This window comes from Asticcacaulis sp. YBE204 (assembly GCF_000495855.1).
In the GTDB taxonomy this organism is placed as follows: Bacteria; Pseudomonadota; Alphaproteobacteria; order Caulobacterales; family Caulobacteraceae; genus Asticcacaulis.
Genome location: NZ_AWGF01000001.1, coordinates 551,374 through 569,051 on the forward strand (window position 1 = coordinate 551,374; position 17,678 = coordinate 569,051).

Genomic DNA, 17,678 nt, shown 5'->3' on the forward strand with positions numbered 1-17,678 from the left:
CCTGCCTCCATCTCCTGGCATTATTTTGCCATTTCTGCCGCCATGGCGACCATATTCGTGGAGCTATGGCCTGATGGTCGCCGCATCTCTGCCCCCCGAAACGCCCGCCCCCTATGTCGAGAACCTGCCGGTCGCCCCGACCATCGCGCCCGACAGCCTTTCCACCGACCTGACGCAAAACCGCATCGAGGTGTCCTCCTCGTTTCAGGGCGCGAAAGTCATCCTCTACGGCGCGGTGTTTCAGCCGAAGGACCAGCCGTCCGACGTGGTGGTCATCATCCGCGGGCCCAGGGCCTCGATGCGCCTGATCCGCAAGACGCAGGTCGCCGGGCTGTGGCTCAATTCGCGGCCCGTGGTGTTCGAGGGCGCGCCGGGCTATTACATGGCGGCCTCGTCGCAGCCGCTCGATCGCATCACCGACTTTTCGCACCGGCGGTTGCTGGGTCTCGGTCTCGACTATATCGCCATGGATACCTCACGCGAAAACAAGGTCGTGACGCGTTACGGCGTCAAGGACGTGGTGGTCAACGGGCTGGAGTCCGACTATCTCGACTGGCGCCGCGCGGTCATCCGCCTGAAGACGAAGGCCGGGCTCTATGAAGACAATCCGCTGGGGGTGCGCTTTGTCGATCAGAACCTGTTCCGCGCCGAGGTCACCCTGCCGTCGGAAGCCCCCATCGGGGACTACACCGCCGAGGTCTGGCTGTTCCGCAACGGTCAGCCGGTCGGCTATTCCGAAAAGACGATGACGGTGGAAAAGGTCGGTTTCGAGCGCTTCGTGTTCAATGTCGCCCACCGTCATGCGTGGCTGTACGGACTGGCTTGTGTGGCCATGAGCATGGGCATGGGCGCGCTGGCCTCACGGTTGTTCCGGAGGGGGTAGCTCACTTTCCCTCGCACCCGTGGGGAGAGGGACGGCGCGAAGCGACAGGGTGAGGGGGGGGAGTCGCAAGCACCGAGTTAGCCCCCTCACCCTAGCCGGCACCGGCCGCCCGGCTCTCCCGTGGGGGAGAGGGGATTTTTGCTCTTGGGATTAAGGGCGAAAACCATTACATTAACCGCGTGAACGATTTCCCCGACATCGAGGTTCCGACCGCCGTCCCCATACCGGACGCGTCCCTGCGCCGGTTCCTGCCGCAGCAGGGGTTTGCGCTGTTGCCCTCGCACGCAGCCCTGAGCGACGGTCACCTCGCACGCCGGGCCGGTGTGCCCGAAGCCCGCGAAGCCTGGGGTCGGGAAGGGCTGTTGGTCGCCAATGCACCCCTGATCCGGCAGCGTCTGTTCAATGGCCGCAACCACCGCGAAGCCAAACATTTCGACCTGCTGGAGCTATTCGCTTTCGTCCGTCCGGCGAAGTTCTGCGCCCCGTCGGTGGCCGGTGTAGCGCTGGCCGTCGGCTTCACCGAACCCGAAGGGGCCGAGGCGCAATCGGCCATGGTCGTGCAGGTGGCGCTGGCTCTGGGTCGCGAACTGGCCGAAGCGCCGCTGGCGTTTCGCCTGATGGCCAGGGCATCGCTCGCCTATATGCAGCAGCAGAACTGGGTCTGGGCGCCGTTCGTGGAGGCGGCACTGAATGAGAAGCCCGTGCCCGAAGGCTATGTCGCGCCGCCGGCGCTGGAGGTGTGGTCGCTGCTCGAAGAGTGGGAGGATCAGGCCCCCGCGGGCGATGCGCGTCAGGTCAGCCTTTCAGACGACGAAATCACCGGTGGCCTGGGGGCGAACCTCAAACGCGCAGGTCTGGCCGAACTGCGCCCCGAACAGCAACTGTTCGCGTTGCGCACCAAGGACATCTTCGCCCCGAAATGGGCGTCGGAACAGCCGAACATGCTGCTGCTGGAAGCCGGGACCGGCACCGGCAAGACGCTGGGTTACCTGTCGCCCGCACAGGTCTGGGCCGAAAAGGCGCAGGGCCGCGTGTGGATTTCGACCTATACTAAGGCGCTGCAAAAACAGATATATCACGACACGCGCGCCCTGTTCGACACCGAGGCCGAGCGCGAGGCCAAGGTCTCGATCCGCAAAGGGCGTGAGAACTATCTGTGTTTGCTCAATTTTCAGGAACGTCTGGCCCCGCTGACGCAGGGACCGGGCGAGGCGATTGTCGCGGCGCTGGTGGCGCGCTGGATCGTCTATAGCCGCGACGGCGATATTGTCGGCGGCGATTTTCCGACCTGGCTGCCGTCGTTGTTGCCGCCGCAATCGGCCGCCGCCATGTTCGGGGCGCTCAACCCGGCGAACCTTGTCGACCGGCGCGGCGAGTGCATCTACAGCGCCTGCGCCCACTACCGGACGTGCTTCGTCGAAAAGTCGATCCGCAAGTCGAAATCGGCGCAGATCATCATCGCCAATCACGCCCTGGTCATGGCGCAGGCGGCCTACGACCTGCGCGAAGCCGCGAAAGCTGCCGACGGCCAGCCCACGGTCGAGCCCGAAACGCCGGGCCTGTCGCGGCTGGTCTTCGACGAAGGTCACCACGTGTTCGAAGCCGCCGACGGGGCGTTCTCCAGCGAACTGTCGGGCTTCGAAGCCGCCGAATTGCGCCGCTGGATTCGCGGTAATGAAGGGCGCGGGCGGCGCTCGCGCGGTCTGGAACAGCGGCTGGGCGACCTGCTGGCGACGCGCGAAACGGCGCAGGAGGCGTTGAAAAACCTGATCCGCGCCGCCGCCGCCTTGCCCGCCGAGGGCTGGTCGCAACGCCTGACCACGCGGACGCAGTCAGGTGAAATGATGCAGCCGGTCGGCCCCATCGAGGCGCTACTGGCGGCGGCGCTGAAGCAGATCGAGGTGAGGGGCGCGGAAAGCGCGGCCAAATCGCGGTTCCGGCCTGACACCGAAAATGGCGAGTGCGAGGCGCATCCGTGTCTGCCCGAGGTCGCCGAAGCGGCGTCTCTGGCGGCCAAGGCCCTGCAATCCATCGAAGTGCCCTTGCTCGCCTTGGTCCGTGCGATGGAAGACATCCTGACCGGCGAGGAAGACCTCGATCTGGCCGAACGAACGCGTATCGACGGGGCCTTGCGCGGTCTGGAGCGACGGGCGCGCATGACCCTGCCCGCGTGGCGCAGCCTGTTGCAGCAACTGGCTTATGCCGAAGGCGACGACCCTACGGCTCCCAGTCCTTTTGTCGACTGGTTCGCGACCGTGGCCCATAACGGGCGGCTGGTCGATGTTGGGCTGCACCGGCATTTCGTCGATCCCTCCGTGCCGCTGGCCGACTATGTGTTGAAACCGGCGCATGGGGTACTGATGGCCTCAGCGACCTTGTCGGATTCGTCGCAGGAGGAGCCGTTCGCTCTGGCGCGGCAACGGACCGGCGCAGCGCATCTGGTCATGGGGGCCAAATCTCTACGCATCGCCTCGCCGTTCGATTACGAGGCGCAGGCGCGGCTGTTCGTCGTCACCGACGTGCCGCGCGACGATCCGCGCGTCGTGGCGGGGGCGATGAAGGCGCTATTCCTCGCCTCCAAAGGCGGGGCACTCGGTCTGTTTACCGCCATCCGCCGTCTGAAAGCGGTCTATGAGCAGCTCTACCGGCCTTTGGGCGAGGCGGGGATTTCGCTCTATGCCCAGCACGTCGATCCGCTGGATGTGTCCGATCTGATCAGCGTCTTTCGCTCCGAACAGCATTCGTGCCTGCTGGGCACCGATGCCGTGCGTGACGGCATCGACGTGCCGGGTCAGGCGTTGCGGCTGATCGCCTTCGACCGCATCCCGTGGCCGCGCCCGGACGCTCTGCACAAGGCGCGGCGCGCGCATTTCGGGGCAAAACTCTACGATGACGCGCTGGTTCGCGCCAAGCTGGCTCAGGCCTTCGGGCGGCTGATCCGCAAGGCCGACGACCGGGGCGTCTTCGTCATGCTCGATTCGGCGGCTCCGACGCGGCTGTTCGCATCCCTGCCGGAGGGCGTGGTGGTGCAGCGCTGCACGCTGGCCGAGGCGATTGCCGCGATCGAGGGGTTTTTGACAGTGGAATAATTCCCCTCGCCCCTGTGGGGAGAGGGTGGTGCGGAGCACCGGGTGAGGGGGCGTTACACGAAGAAAGAGGCCCCCTCACCCTAACCCTCACCCCGTAGGGGAGAGGGGGTTAATGGCATTGACCCGCCCTCGGGCACGGCCTAAGAGTGCGCCGATATCCTGCGAGTGCCCATCCATGATGCTGAAAAATCCGTCGGACAAGTACCGTCCCTTCGTCTTCCCGCACGACATGTCCGACCGGACGTGGCCGTCGAAAACGTTGAACAAGGCCCCGCGCTGGCTATCGACCGACCTGCGCGACGGCAATCAGGCGCTGGCCGATCCGATGGACATCGAAAAGAAGATGCGCTTCTGGAAGCAACTGATGATCGTCGGCCTCAAGGAGGTCGAGGTCGGCTTCCCTTCGGCGTCGCAGATCGAGTTCGACTTCGTGCGCAAGCTGATCGAGGAAGACCATATCCCCGACGACGTGACGATCCAGGTGCTGGTGCAGTCGCGCGAAGACCTGATCAAGCGCACTTTCGAGTCGCTGAAAGGCGCGAAACGCGCCTGCGTCCACCTGTATAACGCCACCTCGCCGCTGTTCCGCCGCGTCGTGTTCGGGCTGGAGCAGGCCGACGTCATCGGCCTCGCCGTCAAGGGCGCGACGTGGATCAAGGAGGAAGCCGCCAAACAACCCGACACCGAATGGTCGTTTGAATATTCGCCGGAGACCTTCTCGGCCACCGAGCCGGACTTCGCCGTCGAAGTGTGCGAGCGCGTGATGAACGTATGGGAGGCCTCGCCGCAAAAGCCGGTGATCCTGAACCTGCCGGCCACGGTTGAGGTATCGTCGCCGAACATCTATGCCGACCAGATCGAGTGGTTCTGCCGCAAGCTGACGCGGCGTTCGTCGGCCATCGTCTCGCTGCACCCGCATAACGACCGCGGCACGGGCATCGCCGCCGCCGAACTGGGCGTGCTGGCCGGGGCCGACCGCATCGAAGGCTGCCTGTTCGGCAATGGCGAGCGCACCGGCAATGTCGATCTGGTGACGCTGGCGCTCAATCTCTACACGCAGGGCGTCGATCCGGAGCTGGATTTTTCCGATATCCGCGCCGTGGTCAATACCGTCGTCCACTGCAACAATATCCCCGTCCACCCACGTCATCCCTATGCCGGCGAACTGGTCTTCACGGCCTTTTCCGGCTCGCATCAGGACGCGATCAAGAAGGGCTTCGCCGCCCACGAACAGCGCAATGACGGCGTGTGGGAAATGCCTTACCTGCCGATCGACCCGGCAGACCTCGGCGAAAGCTATGAGGCGGTCATCCGCGTCAATTCGCAATCCGGCAAGGGCGGCATCGCCTGGATCCTGGAGCAGGACAAGGGCCTGAAACTGCCGCGCCGGTTGCAGGTCGATTTTTCGCACAAGGTGCAGGACATCGCCGACAAGACCGGTAAGGAAATGCAGGCGGCGGATATCTGGCACGCTTTCGAGGACGCCTATTTCCTCAAGGGGACCACGACCTACGAACTGGTCGAATATACCGATTCCGGCGCGCGACGTTCGGGGGTGGATCGTCTGTTCGCGGGGCGCGTGACGCACGACGGCGTCGAGACGCCGATCAACGGGCGCGGCAACGGTCTGATGGCGGCGGCGGTCGATGCGCTGAACGCCGCCTACGGGCTTGGGCTTGAGGTGCTGGATTTCCACGAACACGCCCTGAGCCGGGGCACGGACGCCAAGGCCGTAGCCTATGTCGAATGCCGCACGAAGGACGATCGCAAGGTGTTCGGCGTCGGCATGGACGTCGATAGTGCGACCGCGTCGGTCAAGGCGTTGCTTTCTGCCGCAAATGCGTTGTAGGGTTAAGTCTTAAACCCCCTCGCCCCCCACCTTGGTTTTTCGGGGGGAGAGGGTGGCCCGTCAGGGCCGGGTGAGGGGGCCTCCCAGCACCGGTGCTTTCCCCCTCACCCCAACCCTCTCCCCCCGAAAAACCAAGGTGGGGGGCGAGGGGGTTATGTGGAGCGCCCGATGGCCGAAACCTTGACGCCCGCCGAAAAGCCCAAAAAGAAACCCTCGCGCTGGGGCCTGTTCGCGCCCATCCTGATCTTTCTGGTCCTGCTGGCCGGGTGGACCGGCTACTGGTTCTACGTCGCCAGCCAGCTTGAAAATCGCATCGCCCTGACGCGTCAGAACCTGATCGATGCCGGTTACCACGTCGGTTATTCGCCGCTGCACGTGCAGGGCTACCCCTTCCGTATGTTCATCGCTCTGGACAAGTTCGAAGCCATAGCCCCTACCGGCAAGGGCTTTGCCGCCCCGCGTCTTGAAGCCGAGGCCTCGGCCTTCGTGCTCGATAAGTGGGTGTTCGTGGCGACCGAAGGCCTGACCTATTATCGTGGCCGTCGCGAAACGCCCGATCTCGGGGCCATCGACCTCGGAGAAGTCAAAATCACCGGTGACGCCCTGCGCGCCAGCGTCTCGGGCTGGACACAACCGATTCAAACCATAGCCGTCGAAGGCCTGAACCCGGTCTTCACCGTGTCGAAAGCCGAATACCCCTTCCTGCTGCAAAGCGCCCAGCGCTTCGAAGCCTATCTGCGGCCGAACACCGCCGCCGTGGATAATGCCGATTTCCTGTGGCGTGTGACCGGCGCCAAGGGGCATCCCGAAAGCCTGATCGGACGGATGGGGCCGAACAAGACCTTCGACCTGCATCTCGAAGGCACGGTGGGTCAGGCCGCGAAGTTCAAGGACGGTCGCCTGTCCGCGTGGCGCGACGGCGGCGGCGTGATGACCGGCGTCAAGACCTCGCTGCACATCGGCGATCTGGAAATTTTCGGTCAGAGCGACGCCATGCGCGTCGACCCCAATCTGGCGCTGCAAGGGCCGCTTGAGGTCGAAATCAAGGGGTCCGGCGATCCGGTGACCTTCCTGCTGGGGGCCGGTCTGATCGCGCCGGAATACGAGCCTCTGGCGCGCCCCTTCATCGGGACGACCATGACCGCCGACAAACCGGTGAAGCTCAAATTCGACTTCCGTGACGGCGGCACCTATGTGGGGCCGTTGAAGGTGTCGGACGCACCGGTGGTGCGGTAGCTTTTTACGCGATCTTTTGCGGCTGCGAATAAATTTGCGGCCGCTCTATTGTAAAGCCGGTAAAATTGGACTGTAATCACAATAGATACACATTCGTTTCTCATGAAACGAATGTGGGGTCTGTGTATAATTTGCAATAAAGGCGTTTCCGTCAGATGAAACGCTAAATAAAAGGCCTGAGTTTAGTCGCGCCGGCGATCGAATGAAGGTTTGGAGAACGGTATTGGCCATGACGGCACGTGCGCAAACCAAGACGAAGCCAGAGGTAAAAGCGGAGACCCTGCAATCGTTGCGGCTGAAAATCGACGCGCTCGATACGGAACTGCTGCGCCTGATCGACGAGCGCTCGGCTCTGGCCCGCGACATCGCAGCCGCCAAGCTGCGCGAAGGTGTGACCGGTCAGTCCGTCTCGCTGCTGCGTCCCGACCGCGAAGCCCTGCTGCTGCGCAAGCTGATCGACGCCCCGCGCAAGGCTGCGTCGGATGCCGCCATCATTGCGATCTGGCGCGAGCTGATCTCGGAATCGCTGCGTATTCAGGGTGAAGATCAGGGTGGTCTTCACCTTAATTTTTGGGCGGGCGACAAACCGGCGGAAATCTTTCAGTGGGCGCGCGAACGCTTCGGTGCCGCCCCGACGCAAGGGCCGCTGGCCGAGCCGCTGCATGTCATTGCGGCTGCCCGCGACCCGCAAAATATCGGCATCATCAGTTTAGAGACGCGCGCCGGTGCCTGGTGGGCGCGACTACTGGCCGAACCCAATGTGCGCGTCATCTGCGCCCTGCCCGAACGCAATCCCGATCGTCCCAAGGCCTTTGCCATCGCGGCCTTAACCCCCGAACCGACCGGCGACGACGTCTCCTACTGGGTGACCGATAGCCGGTTGAGCGAACCCGCCCTGATCGAAGAACTGGGCCATCGCGGTCTGGCGGCGGAATGGCTCTACAATGTCGGCGGCATGAAGCTGTTCGCCCTGTCGGGCTTCGTTCAGGCCCATGACGCCCGTCTCGATCCGGCCTCGGGCAAGGTGCTGGGTGGTCTGTCGGGGATTATCGGCACGTCGGCCAGAATTTGAAGTGAATTTAAGCTGGAAAAACAGCATGTCCCTGCTTTAAAAATCCTATATACCGCCCGGAAACGTCTTCACTCCGCCGGAACCGATCATGGACAGCTTCGCACCGCCTTCCAAACAACCCGAACCGAAACAGGGTATCTGGGACATCGCCGCCTATGTCGGCGGCAAGTCGAAGATCGACGGTGTCGCCGAACCGGTCAAGCTGTCGTCGAACGAAAACGCGTTCGGTTGTTCGCCCAAGGCCGCGGCCGCGTTCACCGAGGCCGCCGCCAAGCTGTTCCGTTATCCCGACGGCCACGCCAGCCCGCTGCGCGCCGCGGTTGCCGCCTATCACGGGTTGGAAGCCGAGCGCCTGATCTTCGGCAATGGTTCGGACGAAGTGTTCGGCCTGCTGAACCAGACCTGGCTGGAGGTCGGCGACAATATCGTCACCGGCGAACACGGCTTCCTCGCCTACCGCATCAGCGCCGAAGCCTGTCAGGCCGAGGTGCGTCTGGCGTCTGAGCCCGAACAGCGCGTCGAGATCGATCGTCTGCTGGACCTGGTCGATGCGCGGACCAAGATCGTCTATCTGTCGAACCCGGCCAATCCGACGGGGACGTGGAATACGCCCGACGAAATCGCCGATCTGCGCCGCCGCCTCGACCCGGCGATCCTGCTGGTCGTCGACGAAGCCTATGCCGAATTCGCCGATGTGCCGAGCTATGAGAGCGCTTTCGGCTTAGCGCGCGGCCACAACAATATGATCGTCACGCGGACCTTCTCGAAGATCCACGGTCTGGCCGGTCTGCGCGTCGGTTTCGGCTATTGCCCGGTGCGGGTGATCGAGGCGATGGAACGCATCCGGATGCCGTTCAACGTCAACCTGCCGGCGCAATATGCCGCCGTCGCGGCCCTGTCGGATCAGGCGCACATCGACGCCTCGAAGGATCAGGTCGTTCAATGGCGTCCGCGCTTTTATCAGGCGGTGCGGGCCTTGGGTTACCGCATCGATCAGAGCCTCGGCAACTTCGTCCTGATCTATTTCAAGGACGAGGCGCAGGCCGTGCGCGCCAACGAACACCTGATGCAGAAGGGCTTCATCATCCGTCATGTTGCGAATTACGGTTTGCCGCAAGCGCTGCGTGTGACTATCGGCAAGGACCATGAGAACGAAGGTTTTCTGGCGGCCTTGGGTGAGTTTGAGGGGTAACCCGCTATCATACCTCCCTGCATGAAGTGCGGGGTATAGTGCAGGCGAAAGTATAGCTTTCGCCAAACGATGGGACCGCACGAACCACGAAGTGGTGAGATGTGGTGGTGGGGTGTTTTTCCGGATACTTCGTATCTGTTGAAGCATCGCAAGCCACCCCGCCCGTCATCGCTTCGCGATGCCACCCTCCCCGCCAGCGGGGAGGTATAGTTTAAGGTCAACCGGACTGGTGCGACAACAAAACGCTTTTGAGGGTTTTGCGGCGTCTGATATATACGTGGTTTGACCTTCTGACCCGCAAAAGTCCCTATGCCCGATCAAACCGCGCCCAGCCCTGCAAAAGAACGTCTTGTCTTCGGTCAGGGCTTCCTGAAAGACGCCTGGTGGTTCGCGGCCCTGTCCGGCGACCTGAAGCCCGGCAAGCTTCAGCGCTATGAAATCCTCGGCGAGCCGGTGCTGCTGGGCCGCGATACGAACGGCGAGGTCTATGCCATGCGCGACATCTGTCCGCACCGGGCCGCGCCGCTGTCCGCCGGGCAGATGATCCCCGATCCGGTCACCGGCAAACCCGTCGTGCAATGCCCCTATCACGGCTGGACGTTTGGCACCAACGGCGGCTGCACCGCCGTGCCGTCGCTGACCGCCGATCAGCCGATGGATGTCGAACGCATCAAGGTCCGTTCCTACGCCGTGCGCGAACAGCAGGGCATGGTCTGGGTCTATATTACCGCTGATCCGCGCCGCCCGACAGAGCCCGATCACGAACCGCCGGTGCTTCCGGGCGTGGTCGGCGGGAAGCCGATTATCGTCGAGACCATGGACTTCGACAGCCATATCGACCACGCCATCGTCGGCCTGATGGACCCGGCGCACGGCCCTTACGTCCACCAACAATGGTGGTGGCGCTCGGCCAAGAAGCAATTGTCGAAGGTCAAGGCGTTCGAACCGCGCGACCACGGCTTTGCGATGGTCCGTCACGCGCCGTCGAAAAATTCCCGCGCCTATCGCATCCTCGGTGGCGCGCCCGCGACCGAGATCACCTTTCGCTTGCCGGGCATCCGTTACGAGCACATCCAGATCGGTGAACGTCAGGTGCTGGCCCTGACCTGCCTGACGCCGATCACGCCCATCAAGACGCGCATTACGCAGGTCTTCTGGTCCGACCACAGCCTGTTTCGCGCCATCGCGCCGCTGTTCCGGCTGGGGGTCAAGGCCTTCCTCAAGCAGGACGGCGACATGGTCAATCTGCAAAACGAAGGGCTGAAATACGACCCGTCGCTGCTGTGGATCGACGACGCCGATACTCAGGCCAAGTGGTACCAGCAACTGAAGAAAGAGTGGTTCGCCCACCGTGCCGAACAGCGCGACTTTGTCAATCCGGTCAAACCGGCGACGCTGAAATGGACGAGTTGATAAAAATCCCTCCCTGCGATAGCGGGAGGATAAACAACAAAAAAGCCGCCGAAGTCCCCTCGGCGGCTTTTTTGTTTGTTATCTCGAACCGTTTAGGCGGCCTTGAGGCCCGACACGATCAACGACACCTGAAAACGCAGGCGATCGGTTGTCGAGGCGAAGGTCTGGCCTTCGCGATAGGCGCGGCGGATGTTCGAGAAGATCAGGTCTTCCAGAATTTCAGCGCCGTGGGCGATGTCGGCACTGGCCGGCAGTTCCTTTTCCGCCTGTGCGTGACGCAGGGTTTCCAGCACCACCTGACGGACCAGATCGGTCAGACGGGCGATTTCGGCCTGAGCCGGTTCGGACGTCTCGCCGTTGGTATTGCCGCTCCAGTTCATGACGAAGGCCGACAGGATCAGCTTCACGTTTTCTTCGGCAGCGGCATAGGCCGTCATCACCTGATGGTGCAGACGGTCGTCCAGCGGACGCGAGGTGTCGTGCGCGTCGATCATGGCGGTCATGACGCGGGCGGTTTCTTCCTCGACGACCTTGACGAAGATTTCGTTCTTGTCGGCGAAGTTGGCGAAGACGGCGCCAGTCGACAGACCGGCTTCCTTCGCGATGTCGCGCAGGGTGGCGGACTCATAGCCGCGGTCGCGAAACAGGGCCTTGGCCGAGGCGAGGATTTTGAGACGGTTAAGCTCCTTCGATCGAGCCCGGGCTCCTAATGGCAAGCTGGCTTCTTCCTGCACGAGTTTCTCTTTCAGTTCATACGCCTGATACATGGTCATTTACACACGATAAGCTAAGGGGATGATGCGGGTCAGCCCGATGACGCCCCCTGCGCCTTTAGATGGGGAGGGGCGCAGGTAATTCAATGGGTTGCGTGACTTAAAGCCTAAGGGCCCTGCGCGGCAACCCGGTTTGAGGTTACAATTACGTAATAATCGCTCGTATAGGCCTTACCCCTGTTCAGGGGTAGCGGTTTTCGTGTCTTTTAACGAGAACGAGCGTTCATTCCGTCGCTGAACGACATAAATATGCAATAAAGGGGGCGAAAAATAGACGCTGCGTCTAAAAAAGCGTAAGAGGTCCGAATTAACGTCCGAATTCGCTCAAAACCCGAGTTTATCGATGCACGGTTTCCTGTTTTCCCTGTCGCTGGTAGCGCTGTTTGCGGTTTTCGCCGTGCTGTGTGTCGGCATTTACAGCCTGTTCAAGGGCGGTAAATTCGGTGAGCGCTGGTCGAACAAACTGATGCAACTACGCGTCCTGATGCAGGCGATTGCGATTGTGATCCTGTGCCTGTTTGCCTGGTGGTCGGCCAACCACGGTGGTTAAGCTCAACAAGATCTATACTCGCACGGGCGATGACGGCACGACGGGGCTGGCCGACGGCTCGCGCCGCCCGAAGACCGATGCGCGCTTTGTCGCTATGGGCAGCGTCGATGAAACCAATGCCGCTATCGGCGTGGCGCGGCTTTATGCCGCAGGGGATATGGATGCGCTTCTGGCGCAGGTGCAGAACGACCTGTTCGATCTGGGGGCCGATATCGCCGTACCCGACGATGGTCAGCCAAAGTCGTGGACGCCTTTGCGGTTGAAAGCGCCTCAGGTCGTGGCGTTGGAAATGGCCATCGACTTTTATAATGCCGATCTGTCGGCCCTGACCTCGTTTATCCTGCCGGCAGGCAGCGCGCTCAGCGCGCACCTGCATCTGGCACGGACCATCGCGCGACGGGCCGAGCGCGACGCGATTGCCTTGCGTCAGACATCGGTCGAGCCGGTCAGCGCCGAGATCGTCAAATATCTGAATCGACTGTCGGATTTGCTGTTCGTGCTGGCGCGCCATGCCAACGATCAGGGCCGCGCCGATGTGCTGTGGGTGCCGTCGAAGGCTTAAGATTTTTCGTGATCAAATCTTATTGCGACGCCGCCACGGACGACGATGCCGATGTGCTGGCGGGTTTCTCTTCCGGCTTAGGCGCACCGTTCGAGGCCTGACCGGCTTTTTCGGCATCCGGCCAGATGATCTTGCGCGGTTCGCCCGGTTTGCGACCGGTGAGGGTCGGCAGATAGATCGGCATCTCGCACGACCGGTATTTGTTCGTCCACCAGCCTCCGGCAGCTTCGCATTTGCGGCGCGGCATCTCGTAGAAGGCGCCATAGGCCAGTATGCCTGCGCTGATCAGGATAAAGACAGCGAGAAAGCCGAGCTTGACGCGAAAGAGCGTGCGGTCGTGGTTGCGCATAAAACCTACCTCAGAAACTGAGCGTGTTCTAAAGCGCAATCCGGAAACTGTGAAGCGGTTTCCGTAAAGGCCATTTGATTTCAGACGAAACGGCCCTTGCGGAAGGGGCTCAAAATCGCGGAAATGTCACTGAAATCCGGCTGTTTCCGCCACGGCACCGATTGACTTTAACGTCAGGCAGCGTCACTAAAACCGTCATTATAAAGCCATTCGATGGCCATTCTCGGATAAGGGAAGCGCAGAATGAAAATTTTGGTGCCTGTTAAGCGGGTGTTGGATTACAACGTGAAGGTCCGTGTGAAGACGGATCAGTCGGGTGTGGATCTGGCCAATGTGAAGATGGCGATGAACCCGTTCGACGAGATCGCCGTCGAAGAGGCCGTGCGTCTCAAGGAAAAGGGCGTGGTAACCGAGATCGTCGCCGTCTCCATCGGTGTGGCGCAATGCGAAGCCATCCTGCGCACGGCCCTGGCTATGGGCGCCGATCGCGGCATCCTCGTTCAGACCGAAGACGATCTGGAGCCGCTGGCCGTCGCCAAGGTCCTCAAGGCCGTCGCCGGAGACGAAACCCCCGACCTCGTCCTGATGGGCAAGCAGGCCATCGACGGCGACAACAACGCCACGGGTCAGATGCTGTCGGCCCTGCTCGACTGGCCGCAGGCGACGTTTGCCTCGAAGGTCGAGATTGAAGGCGGCGAAGCGCGGGTGACGCGCGAAGTCGACGGCGGTTTGCAGACGCTCGGCGTTACGCTCCCGGCGGTGATCACCACCGATCTGCGCCTCAATGAGCCGCGCTACGCGTCTCTGCCCAACATCATGAAGGCCAAGAAAAAGCCGCTCGATACGAAAGCTCTGGCCGATTACGGCGTCGATACCGCCGCGCGTTTGTCAGTGGTCAAGGTCACCGAGCCGCCGAAGCGCTCCGCCGGGATCAAGGTCGCCTCGGCCGATGAGCTGGTCGCCAATCTCAAGTCCGCGGGAGTGCTGTAATATGGCTGTTCTGGTTATTGCCGATCACGACGGCGCGCACCTGCGCGACACGACGCTGAAGACCATCGCTGCGGCGCAGACACTGTCGAGCGATATCGATGTGCTGGTCTATGGCGAGACGTCCGCTGTCGCCGCTCAGGCCGCTGCGGCTGAGGGCGTGCGCACCGTCTTGACGGCGGAAAGCGCCGAGCTGAAGGCCGATATCGCCGAGGCCATCTCGGCCCTGATCGTTTCGGTCGCCGGTGGCTACGACGTCATCGCCGTTCCGGCCACGGCGTCGGGCAAGAACTTCGCCCCGCGCGTGGCGGCCGCCCTCGACGTGTCGATCATCTCGGATGTGGTCGAGGTCGTTGATGGCTCGACCTTCGTCCACCCGATCTATGCCGGTAATGCGCTGGAAACGGTGAAGACGTCGGACGCCAAAACCGTTCTCACCGTGCGCCCGACGGCGTTCAAGCCGGTCGCCGCAACGGGCGGTTCAGCGGCGGTCGAGGCCGTGGCGGTGCCTGCCGTAGCTTTGAAGACGCGCTTCGTCTCGGACGAGAAGGTCGTGTCCGACCGTCCGGAACTGGGCTCGGCCAAGGTCATCGTCTCCGGTGGCCGGGCGCTCGGTTCGGCGGACGAATTCAAGGGCGTGCTGGAACCTCTGGCCGACAAGCTGGGTGCGGCGGTCGGGGCCTCGCGCGCAGCGGTCGATGCGGGTTACGCGCCGAACGACTATCAGGTCGGTCAGACGGGCAAGGTTGTGGCCCCGAACCTCTACATCGCCATTGGCATTTCGGGAGCGATCCAGCATCTGGCGGGGATGAAGGACTCCAAGGTCATCGTGGCCATCAACAAGGACCCCGAAGCCCCGATCTTCCAGATCGCCGACTACGGCCTCGTCGAGGACTACAAAACCGCCATCCCCGCGCTCACGAAGGCGCTGGGTTAAAACACCGGACCCGGAGCTTGTCTCCGGGTTTTTCTTTGTCTGGCCCTTGATTACCCCGTGCGGGCGGTTAAAGCTTGGCGACACAAAGCACCGGACGGGTTCATCATGACTGAGATCAAGAGCGTTGGCATTATCGGCGCCGGACAAATGGGTTCCGGCATCGCGCAGGTTTGCGCACAGTCAGGCTATGAGGTCTTCCTGTACGATCAGTCGGCCCCGGCTGTCGTCAAGGCGGTCGAAAAGATCAACAAGGGCTTCCTGAAATCGGTCGAAAAAGACCTGATCACCGCCGACGCCGGGGCGCGCGCCGCGACCCTGCTGAAGCCCGCTGCGCTGGTCGCCGATCTGGCAGACTGCGATCTGGTCATCGAGGCGGCGACCGAAAACGAAGAGGTCAAGAAGGCCATCTTCGCGTCGGTGTGCGAACACCTCAAGCCCGAAGCGATTCTGGCGTCGAACACCTCGTCGATCTCGATCACGCGACTGGCGGCGGCGTCCGATCGTCCGGGCCGTTTCATCGGCCTGCACTTCATGAACCCCGTGCCGATCATGAAGCTGGTCGAGATCATCCGCGGCATCGCCACCGATACCGAAACCTACGAAGCCGCGCTGGGCTTTGCCGAAAGCCTCGGCAAGATCACCGCCAATGCGCAGGATTATCCGGCCTTTATCGTCAACCGTGTCCTGATCCCGATGATCAACGAGGCGATCTATACCCTGTACGAGGGTGTCGGCACGATCGAGGCCATCGACACCGCCATGAAGCTGGGAGCCAACCACCCGATGGGCCCGCTGGAACTGGGCGATTTCATCGGTCTGGACACGGTTCTGGCCATCATGAACGTGCTCTATGACGGCCTGTCGGATTCCAAATACCGTCCGTGTCCGCTGCTGGTGAAATATGTCGAAGCCGGTTGGCTGGGTCGCAAGACCGGGCGCGGCTTCTACGACTATCGCGGCGAAAAGCCGGTTCCCACCCGATAATATCTTGCTCACCGTCCGCCAACCTTCCTATCTCTGGGTCGTTATCGCGCTGGCCGCCGCCAGCGTGGTGCATGCGGTCGCGTGGTTCGTCGCCCGTGCCACGGTCTTGCCCGTACCCGAAGCCCTGCACGAGACCCAGCGGCAAGTTTGGCTGGCCCTGTTCTGGATGGTCTGCGTTTCCGCCCTATGGATGATTCAAGCGCCCAAATCGCGCTTTCAGGCCCTTTTGCACGTCATGGGTTGTGCCTTTTTCGTCTGTCTGCTGGGCTCGGTCGTCGCTTTCACCAACTGGATGGTGGCGCAGAATGTCGGCTTCGACCTGACCAATCTGACGACCTTCAGCTTCTATGCCCTGCTGATGATTCTCGGCCAGATGTTCCTATCCCTGCCGTCGGCGGCGCTGTTTCAGCAGGTGCTTCTGGTGTCGCGCCGCGAGGCTGTGCCTGAGCCGGAAGCTCAGGCGTGAGGACGCCGCGATACGCGTCTCTGGATTATATCCGGGGGTTCGCGCTGCTGGGTATCCTCATTGTTAATGCCATAGCCTTCGCCTGGCCGCTGGATGTCTATTCTAACCCGATGCGTTCACCGCTCGGCATGAGCGCGGCGGACAAGGACGCATGGTGGGTTATCCATACGTTTTTCGAGTCGAAATGCATTACCCTGTTCGCCCTGCTGTTCGGGATCAGCCTATTTCTGGTTAAGCAGAAGGATGCGCCGCAAACCCCGGCCGGTAAAACCATCCTGTTCCGCCGCCTGATGTGGCTGGCGGCATTCGGCGTGATCCACGGCGCGCTGATCTGGCTTGGCGACATCCTGCTGATGTATGCGGTGTGCGGCCTGGTCTTCGCCTATATGGTGCGCACGGACAAGCTCCTGACCTTCGGCAGCGGGCTCTATATCGTCGGTTCGCTGATGATCGTCGGCTCCGGCTGGGTGCTGATCTTTGTGCCGCGTGACCAGATCGCCGAACTGATCAGCGGCAGCGACGGCTTCACCTTCGCGCAGGAAATGGCCCTGATGAAAGGCGATTTCGCGTCGTCGCTGTACGGCAATTTCGCCATGTGGGCGACGCAGATCGCCTCGCAGATCGTGGCGTTCGGCCCGAAGATCCTCGGCTTGATGATGCTGGGGCTGGGTCTGTTCAAGGCAGGATATTTCGAGGCGCGGGGCAAGACCGCCTTGCATCTGTTGATGATTTTGCTCGGTGCCGGAGCGCTTATCGTCATGGGCTGGCAGAACACGATCATCCTGCGCGAAGCCTTTCCCGAACCAGAAATCTACGGCGGTTATCGCGCGGCGGCGGAGTTTCTAAGTCTCTTCACCAGTCTCGGCTACGCCAGCGCCCTGATGCTGATCAGCCGAATTCCGGTGGCCAATCTGATCACCCAAACGCTGGAGCCGGTGGGGCGGATGGCCTTCACCAACTATCTCAGCCAGTCGCTGATCATGACGGCGATCTTCTACGGCGGACGCGGCCTGAACCTCTACGGCACCATCGGCCACGCGCAGATTATCCCCATCGTCGCCGGCATCTGGGTCGGGCAGATCGTGGTCAGTCACTTGTGGCTGACGGTATTCCGTTATGGGCCGTTCGAGTGGGTTTGGCGTTCCTTAAGCGAAGCGCGACTCGTGCCGATCCGCTGACCCATTCCCCAAATTGGGGAATTATTTTCACTCATATTCGCGTTATTTGAGAAATGTTACGGTCAAATTCCATGTTTCGGGTGTAATTCAGGCGGTTAGGCTTTGGTTAACCATCCATCTCGCTGAATTTAAAATAAAATATGGAATATGATTACCGT

Annotated in this window: 16 protein-coding genes; 14 read left to right on the forward strand and 2 right to left on the reverse strand. The window is 61.9% G+C overall.

What is annotated here, in order from left to right; translation table 11 throughout:
- Positions 1-73: 73 nt before the first annotated feature.
- The 7 genes from AEYBE204_RS23395 (at position 74) to AEYBE204_RS23425 (ending at position 10,734) form a co-directional block, all read left to right on the forward strand.
- Complete coding sequence (locus AEYBE204_RS23395; protein ID WP_023460816.1) at positions 74-883, forward strand: TIGR02186 family protein; 810 nt, start codon at positions 74-76, stop codon at positions 881-883.
- A 179-nt stretch (positions 884-1,062) separates the two neighbouring features.
- Positions 1,063-3,972, forward strand: coding sequence for an ATP-dependent DNA helicase (locus AEYBE204_RS23400; RefSeq protein WP_023460817.1), 2,910 nt, complete (start codon positions 1,063-1,065; stop codon positions 3,970-3,972).
- A gap of 175 nt (positions 3,973-4,147) precedes the next feature.
- On the forward strand, positions 4,148-5,821 hold the full coding sequence (gene leuA, locus AEYBE204_RS23405) for a 2-isopropylmalate synthase (RefSeq protein ID WP_023460818.1): 1,674 nt from the start codon (positions 4,148-4,150) through the stop codon (positions 5,819-5,821).
- Positions 5,822-5,989: 168 nt separating this feature from the next.
- Positions 5,990-7,057 (forward strand): DUF2125 domain-containing protein, encoded by a 1,068-nt coding sequence (locus AEYBE204_RS23410; RefSeq protein ID WP_023460819.1) that lies wholly within the window; start codon positions 5,990-5,992, stop codon positions 7,055-7,057.
- A 229-nt stretch (positions 7,058-7,286) separates the two neighbouring features.
- Positions 7,287-8,129, forward strand: a complete 843-nt coding sequence (locus AEYBE204_RS23415) for a chorismate mutase (RefSeq protein WP_023460820.1) — start codon at positions 7,287-7,289, stop codon at positions 8,127-8,129.
- An 88-nt stretch (positions 8,130-8,217) separates the two neighbouring features.
- Positions 8,218-9,321 (forward strand): histidinol-phosphate transaminase, encoded by a 1,104-nt coding sequence (gene hisC, locus AEYBE204_RS23420; RefSeq protein WP_023460821.1) that lies wholly within the window; start codon positions 8,218-8,220, stop codon positions 9,319-9,321.
- A 309-nt stretch (positions 9,322-9,630) separates the two neighbouring features.
- The gene (locus tag AEYBE204_RS23425) at positions 9,631-10,734 is read left to right on the forward strand and encodes an aromatic ring-hydroxylating dioxygenase subunit alpha (protein ID WP_023460822.1); all 1,104 of its coding nucleotides are present in this window, start codon (positions 9,631-9,633) and stop codon (positions 10,732-10,734) included.
- Between the two features lie 92 nt (positions 10,735-10,826).
- Here AEYBE204_RS23425 and AEYBE204_RS23430 read toward each other — a convergent pair whose 3' ends face one another.
- Complete coding sequence (locus tag AEYBE204_RS23430) at positions 10,827-11,507, reverse strand: TetR/AcrR family transcriptional regulator (RefSeq protein ID WP_052019234.1); 681 nt, start codon at positions 11,505-11,507, stop codon at positions 10,827-10,829.
- Positions 11,508-11,850: 343 nt separating this feature from the next.
- Between AEYBE204_RS23430 and AEYBE204_RS23435 the strand changes: the two genes are divergently transcribed.
- Positions 11,851-12,057 (forward strand): twin transmembrane helix small protein, encoded by a 207-nt coding sequence (locus tag AEYBE204_RS23435; RefSeq protein ID WP_023460824.1) that lies wholly within the window; start codon positions 11,851-11,853, stop codon positions 12,055-12,057.
- Positions 12,050-12,619, forward strand: a complete 570-nt coding sequence (locus AEYBE204_RS23440; protein ID WP_023460825.1) for a cob(I)yrinic acid a,c-diamide adenosyltransferase — start codon at positions 12,050-12,052, stop codon at positions 12,617-12,619. Before AEYBE204_RS23435 ends, AEYBE204_RS23440 begins: the two co-directional genes overlap by 8 nt.
- Before the next feature lie 19 nt (positions 12,620-12,638).
- Here AEYBE204_RS23440 and AEYBE204_RS23445 read toward each other — a convergent pair whose 3' ends face one another.
- On the reverse strand, positions 12,639-12,968 hold the full coding sequence (locus AEYBE204_RS23445) for a hypothetical protein (RefSeq protein ID WP_023460826.1): 330 nt from the start codon (positions 12,966-12,968) through the stop codon (positions 12,639-12,641).
- A gap of 243 nt (positions 12,969-13,211) precedes the next feature.
- Between AEYBE204_RS23445 and AEYBE204_RS23450 the strand changes: the two genes are divergently transcribed.
- From AEYBE204_RS23450 to AEYBE204_RS23470, 5 genes are all read left to right on the forward strand, one after another.
- A complete protein-coding gene (locus AEYBE204_RS23450) occupies positions 13,212-13,958 on the forward strand; it encodes an electron transfer flavoprotein subunit beta/FixA family protein (protein ID WP_023460827.1) in 747 nt (248 codons plus the stop codon).
- Position 13,959: 1 nt separating this feature from the next.
- A complete protein-coding gene (locus tag AEYBE204_RS23455) occupies positions 13,960-14,892 on the forward strand; it encodes an electron transfer flavoprotein subunit alpha/FixB family protein (protein WP_023460828.1) in 933 nt (310 codons plus the stop codon).
- Between the two features lie 105 nt (positions 14,893-14,997).
- Complete coding sequence (locus AEYBE204_RS23460; protein ID WP_023460829.1) at positions 14,998-15,876, forward strand: 3-hydroxybutyryl-CoA dehydrogenase; 879 nt, start codon at positions 14,998-15,000, stop codon at positions 15,874-15,876.
- 4 nt (positions 15,877-15,880) lie between these two features.
- On the forward strand, positions 15,881-16,342 hold the full coding sequence (locus tag AEYBE204_RS23465) for a hypothetical protein (RefSeq protein WP_023460830.1): 462 nt from the start codon (positions 15,881-15,883) through the stop codon (positions 16,340-16,342).
- Positions 16,339-17,520, forward strand: coding sequence for a DUF418 domain-containing protein (locus AEYBE204_RS23470; RefSeq protein ID WP_023460831.1), 1,182 nt, complete (start codon positions 16,339-16,341; stop codon positions 17,518-17,520). Before AEYBE204_RS23465 ends, AEYBE204_RS23470 begins: the two co-directional genes overlap by 4 nt.
- Positions 17,521-17,678: the final 158 nt, after the last annotated feature.